General features: G+C 70.3%; 1 protein-coding gene and 1 pseudogene. One reads left to right on the top strand and one right to left on the bottom strand.

Annotated elements, in window-relative coordinates:
- Positions 1 to 590 (top strand): VWA domain-containing protein (locus tag A9X03_RS20520; protein WP_156734761.1); only part of this gene is annotated, 590 nt, incomplete at its 5' end.
- Positions 591 to 593: 3 nt separating this feature from the next.
- Here A9X03_RS20520 and A9X03_RS20515 read toward each other — a convergent pair.
- A pseudogene (locus tag A9X03_RS20515) lies at positions 594 to 979 on the bottom strand (hypothetical protein); the annotation flags it as partial.

Genomic DNA, 979 nt, shown 5'->3' with positions numbered 1-979 from the left:
ACCTGGGGCTGGTGGAATTCGCGGCCAACGCGTCGCTGCTGGTCTCCCCGACCACCAACCGCGAGGCGGTGAAGGCGGCGATCGACAGCCTGAAGCCGGCCCCCAAGACCGCGACGGGCGAGGGCCTGTTCACCGCCCTGCACGCGGTGAGCGCCCTGGCCATCACGGGTGGCGACACCCCGCCCCCGGCCCGCATCGTGCTGCTGTCCGACGGCGCGGAGAACGTGCCGCTGGACGCCAACGCCCCGCAGGGGGCGTTCACCGCCGCCCGGGCCGCCAAGGCCGCGGGCGTGCAGATCTCGACCATCTCCTTCGGGACGCCGTACGGCACCGTCGAGTACGAGGGCGCCACCATCCCGGTTCCCGTAGACGACCAGACGCTGCAGAAGATCTGCGAGATCACCGACGGCCAGGCGTTCCATGCCGACAGCCTGGAGTCGCTGAAGAACGTCTACTCGACCCTGCAGCGCCAGATCGGGTACGAGACCGTCAAGGGCGACGCCAGCCTCGCGTGGATGCTGCTGGGGGCGGTCGCGTTGGCCGGCGCGATCCTGGCCGGCCTGTTCCTGAACCGCCGGCTGCCGTCCTGACGATCAGACCGGCAGCCGCCGGTTGATCAGCAGCGCCAGCGCCGTCGCGATCAAGGCGGTGATCACGCCCAGGCGCAGCCACCCGGCGCTGCCCGGCCCGGCCACGGTGCGATAGCCGATGTCCTTCTCGATGGCGTTGTAGCTCTTGTTGAGCTCGGCGATGTTGCTGGCGGTGTAGGACTGCCCGCCGGACAGCTTGGCGATCGTCTTCATCTGGTCCGTCGAAACCGGGACGGCCACGCGCTGCCCGTCCATCTCGATCTCGCCGGTCTTGGTGCCGAACGAGATCGTCGAGATGGGCACCCCCTCGTCCCGGGCCAGCCGCGCCGCCGTGTAGACCCCGTCGTGCGGGTCGCTGGGATTGGACGGCTTGTTCTCCCCGCCGTCGG

Origin of the sequence: Mycobacterium sp. E1715, assembly GCF_001667625.1 — a bacterium.
Taxonomy (GTDB): Bacteria; Actinomycetota; Actinomycetes; order Mycobacteriales; family Mycobacteriaceae; genus Mycobacterium.
Note: the sequence above shows the minus strand (reverse complement) of the source record. Positions and strands in the feature narration are given on the sequence as shown.